Annotated in this window: 4 protein-coding genes; 1 reads left to right on the forward strand and 3 read right to left on the reverse strand. The window is 73.5% G+C overall.

All coding sequences use genetic code 11. The features are described from left to right. Both QM595_RS04850 and QM595_RS04855 read right to left on the reverse strand, forming a co-directional pair. Positions 1 to 1100, reverse strand: a 1100-nt coding sequence (locus QM595_RS04850; RefSeq protein WP_415170398.1) for a zinc ribbon domain-containing protein, incomplete at its 3' end; no start/stop codon positions are given. A gap of 66 nt (positions 1101 to 1166) precedes the next feature. Continuing rightward, entirely contained in the window at positions 1167 to 2123 is a 957-nt protein-coding gene (locus QM595_RS04855) for a hypothetical protein (protein WP_415170399.1), read from the reverse strand. A gap of 62 nt (positions 2124 to 2185) precedes the next feature. Between QM595_RS04855 and QM595_RS04860 the strand changes: the two genes are divergently transcribed. Next, on the forward strand, positions 2186 to 2764 hold the full coding sequence (locus QM595_RS04860; RefSeq protein WP_415170400.1) for a TetR/AcrR family transcriptional regulator: 579 nt from the start codon (positions 2186 to 2188) through the stop codon (positions 2762 to 2764). Here the strand turns inward: QM595_RS04860 and QM595_RS04865 are convergent. Beyond that, the gene (locus QM595_RS04865; protein WP_415170401.1) at positions 2753 to 4159 is read right to left on the reverse strand and encodes an aminopeptidase P family protein; all 1407 of its coding nucleotides are present in this window, start codon (positions 4157 to 4159) and stop codon (positions 2753 to 2755) included. The genes QM595_RS04860 and QM595_RS04865 overlap by 12 nt on opposite strands. Between the last annotated feature and the right edge of the window lie 154 nt (positions 4160 to 4313).

Genomic DNA, 4313 nt, shown 5'->3' on the forward strand with positions numbered 1-4313 from the left:
CAGGCGGCGACCACCCCGGCGGCGACCCGGACGCCGCCGGGGAGCGCGGCGACGAGCCGCGTCGGCGGCACCAGCACCGCCGCCAGCGCGCCGGCAGCGAGCAGCGGTGCGAGGTCGCTCCAGGCGTGCGTGGGCAGCTCGCTCAGGGTGCGGCCGAGGCCGACACCGGCCAGGACCAGCCAGGCGATCGCCGTCACCGTGTAGGCGTTCCAGCGGGTCGCGCTCTGCCCGGTGAGCCGGCCGAGATAGGCCACCGCGATCCCGGCCAGTGTCATGGCCGCCGCCGTCACGGCCGGCCCAGGGAAGTGGACCAGGGCGGCGACCGCGGCGATGTCGAGCGCCGCCCCGCCGGTGAGCTGCGGTGACCACAGCCGCACCGAGGTCGCCCGCTCCAGCAGCCAGTCGCCGGCGAGGGCCAGCAGGCCGACCGTCAGGCCGGCGCCGACCAGCACCGCCGCGACGCCGGTGTCGCCGAACCACCCGGCATAGCGGGCGCCGACGCAGACCAGGCCGGCGAGCACCACGGTCAGCCCGGCCAGCGTCTCCGCCGCGCCACGCAGTCCGCGTCTGGTCGTCAGCTGGGCGGACCAGCCGGCGACGACGGTGACCAGGCCGAGCAGGGCGGTCCGGCCGCCCACGCCGATCCGGCTCCAGGCCAGGGCGAGGAAGAGGACCGCGCCGACGACGAGCAGGACGCCGCCCAGGGTGAGCAGCACCATCGGCACCGTCCACACCCGCCGGGGCTTTGCCGGGGTCGCCGGGCCCGGCTGTGGCGCCGGGTAGGGCTCGGGCCGCCACGGCTCCGGTGGGACGGCTGAGGGCGGGGCGGCCGACGGGGAAATGGCTGGCCCCGGTGGTGGGGAGGGCGCCGGTGGTGGCATCGGCGAGCTGGGCGCCGGGGCGGGGGCGGGAGCCGGGGAGGGCGCGGGAGCCGACGCGGCTCGCAGCTGCCCGAGCAGCGCGTCGGCGCGCTGCAGCGTCACGAACAGCTCACCGGCGACCGGGCCGGCCAGGTTGAGCCCGCACGAGGGACACACGCTCGGCCCGGGGATGGGCGCGCCGCAGTCAGGGCAGCGCTGCGGGTCGGCGTACCTCGCCAAGTCGGGCCTCCTCGGGACGGGCGTGGCCCATGTTCTACCCAGGAACGGCGCCGCGACACCCGCCGGTCAGGATCCGGGGAGGGCCCTCCACGGCTTCGGGACGAAGCAGAGCACGAGCCCGACCACGATCCAGGCGCCGAGCACCAGCAGGGCAGGTGTCGCGCCGCCGCCGTCGAAGAACGCCATCGAGCGGATCGCCGTGCCGGCCGCACCGACCGGGAGCAGCTGGCCCACCGCGCCCCAGGGGTGCGGCAGCCATTGCGGCCCGGTGGCCAGCCCCGACAGCGGATTGGCCACGAGCAGCATGGTGAGGCCGGCGACGCCCAGGCCGGCGAACCCCAGGATCGACTCCATGCCGAGCACGAACAGCGCCATCGCCGCGATGCCGAGCACCAGGCTCAGCGCGGTGAGCCCGTAGTTGCCGTCGAGGGTGCCGAACCCGAACTGGAGGATCGCCGTCACCAGGAAGCCGCCGAGCACGGCGATCGAGACCGCGCCGACCACCCGCGGCGCCGGCGAGCCCTTGAAGCGGGTGGAGAGCAGCACCGCGGTGGCCATGCCGCCGAAGACCATCGGCAGGCCGAGCGCGCCGAGTCCGGCGCCGGTCGGGTCGTCCGCGCTGAGCGGCGCGACCTCGTCGTACCCCACCTGCTGGCCACTCGCGGCCAGGGCGGCGCCGACGCCCTGCAGCAGGGAGGGGTACGGCGTCCCGGCGGCGCTGGCGGTGAGCACGGTCAGGCCGTCGTCGCCGACGGTGAGGCCACCGATCGCCTCGCGGTCCAAGATCGCCTCCCGGGCCTGGTCGGCGGAGTCGTAGACGGTCACGTCGAAGGCGCCGGGTCGAGCCTCGTCCAGGCCGGCGCGGAGCTGTGAGACGGCCGCCTCCGGGCCACTGACGGCCAGCGGCAGGTCATGGGCGCCGGAGTTGACCGACGGAGTGACAAAGGCGAGCAGCATCACCGCGAGCATGGCGGTGATGCCGACGACGATGACGGCGAGCTGCCGAGCGGTCCTGGCGGTCATGGCGTCTCCCTGAGAGTATGAATCCAACAACTGTTGGATTATAGCCATGGAAGGCTGGCGGAGTGACATCGGAGCAGCCCGCGGCCCGGCGCGCGGGGCGTCCACGAGGACGCGACAGCAGCCGCGCCGACATCCTCGACGCGGCCAGAGACGCCTTCTCCCGCACCGGGTACGACGGCACCAGCGTCCGGACGATCGCGGTCCGGGTCGGCGTCGACCCGTCCACGGTGCTCCACTTCTTCGCCACCAAGGAGGGCCTGTTCCGGGCGGTGATCGAGACCGTCGCGCCGGCGCTGCAGCCCGTCGTCGACGCGCTGCGGGAGGGTGCGGGGGGAACCGAGATCGCCCGGGTCTACCTCGACGTCTGGGCCGAGGAGGAGTCGGGTGCCGCGATGCGGGCGCTGTTCCGGGCCGCCCTCTCCTCCGAGGACGGCATCGAGATCCTCCGGGAGGCGATGATCGGCCGGGTGCTGCCGGCGCTTCCCCCGGAGAGCGGGCTCGGCGGCCGGCTGGCGCTGGCGCATCTCATGGGCGTCGGGATCGGGCGCCACATCGCCCGGGTGCCCGGCCTTGCCGACGCCGACGCCGAGGCGATCGCGACCCGGCTCGGCCCGGTGCTCGACGGCTACCTACGGCAGTAGCCGGCCCATCCACGCCTCGACGTCGTCGGGGGTGCGAGGCAGGCTCGCGGAGAGGTTGCGCGGGCCATCGGCGGTGACCACGATGTCGTCCTCGATGCGGATGCCGATGCCGCGCAGCTCCTCGGGCACCAGCAGGTCGTCGATCTGGAAGTAGAGGCCCGGCTCGACGGTGAGCACCATGCCCTCGCGCAGGGTGCCTTCGGCGTAGGTCTCCTTCGACGCGGTGGCGCAGTCGTGCACGTCCAGGCCGAGCATGTGGGAGGTGCCGTGCAGCGTCCAGCGGGAGTAGGTCTTGTTGGACTCGTCGAGCGCCTCCTCGACCGGCACCGGCAGCAGGCCGAGGTCGTCGAGACCGTGGGCCAGCACCGTCATCGCCGCCCGGTGCGGGGCGCGGAAGTCGGCACCCGGCTCGACTGCCGCGATCCCGGCCTCCTGTGCGGCCAGCACCAGCTCGTAGAGCGAGCGCTGCAGTGGGGAGTAGCGGCCCGAGACCGGCAGCGTGCGGGTGACGTCGGCGGTGTAGAGGTTGCGACCCTCCACGCCCATGTCGAGCAGGATGAGGTCGTCGGGCTTGACCGGGCCGCTGTTGTCCGTCCAGTGCAGCGTGGTGGCGTGCTGACCGGAGCCGACGATCGAGTCGTAGCCCAGGTCGTTGCCCATCGCCCGGGCGCGGCGGAAGAAGGTGCCCTCGATCCAGCGCTCGCCGTAGGTGCGCACGTCGTCCCACTCCCGCACACAGTCCTCGAAGCCGAGCGCGGTGATGTCGCAGGCCTGCGCCAGCTCCGCGATCTCCCACTCGTCCTTGATCAGCCGCTGCTCGTCGGTCATCCGGGCCAGCTCGGCGTCGCGGGTCTCGTCGGGGTCGACCAGCCCGTCGACGTACGACGACACGCCCCGCAGCACCCGGGTCTTGGCGCCGATGCCCAGCGCGGCCTCCAGATCGGCGACGTGGCGCACCTCGACGCCGAGGGAGTCGGAGATCTCCCGGGTCGAGGGACGTCGGCCGACCCACAGCTCGCCGTAGGCGCGGTCGCGGAAGAACTCGTCGGTGTCACGCGAGGAGCGGGGCCGGGCGTAGAGCACCGCGGTGCCGTCGGGCTCGATGACGAGCACGGCGTCGGAGGTCTGGTTGCCGGTGTAGTAGGCGTGCGCGGTGTGCGGCCGGAACCGGTAGTCGGTGTCGTTGGCGCGCACCTTGAACGTGCCGGCCGGGATCACCAGCCGCTCGCCCGGGAAGGCCTCGGCCAGCCGGGCGCGCCGCGCCGCCGCCCACGGCGTGATCGGGTGCGGCGGCAGGTTGAACTCGCGATCGCCCCAGCCCTCGCGCATGAAGCGCGACCACGCCTCCGGTACGACGGGGTCGTGGGACTCGGTGTGGAGCTCTTCCTCGGCCATGGATCGATCCTAGTGACAGGCCAAGGCCTAGATGACTTATTCCAAGGGCTGGGGCCGGTGTGGCGAGGGTGAAATAGGTCGAGGGTGTCCAAGAGTCGGTGTTGCGAACCAACTCAAGCTCTGGAGGCTTTCGTGGACACCGATCTGGACACCC

The sequence above is a fragment of the Nocardioides sp. genome (assembly GCF_047607185.1).
In the GTDB taxonomy this organism is placed as follows: domain Bacteria; phylum Actinomycetota; class Actinomycetes; order Propionibacteriales; family Nocardioidaceae; genus Nocardioides.

Bases quoted from the DNA above. Each gene is read 5' to 3' on its own strand.
- QM595_RS04865 (WP_415170401.1), bottom strand. From the start codon at position 4,159: ATGGCCGAGGAAGAGCTCCACACCGAGTCCCACGACCCCGTCGTACCG.
- QM595_RS04855 (WP_415170399.1), bottom strand. From the start codon at position 2,123: ATGACCGCCAGGACCGCTCGGCAGCTCGCCGTCATCGTCGTCGGCATC.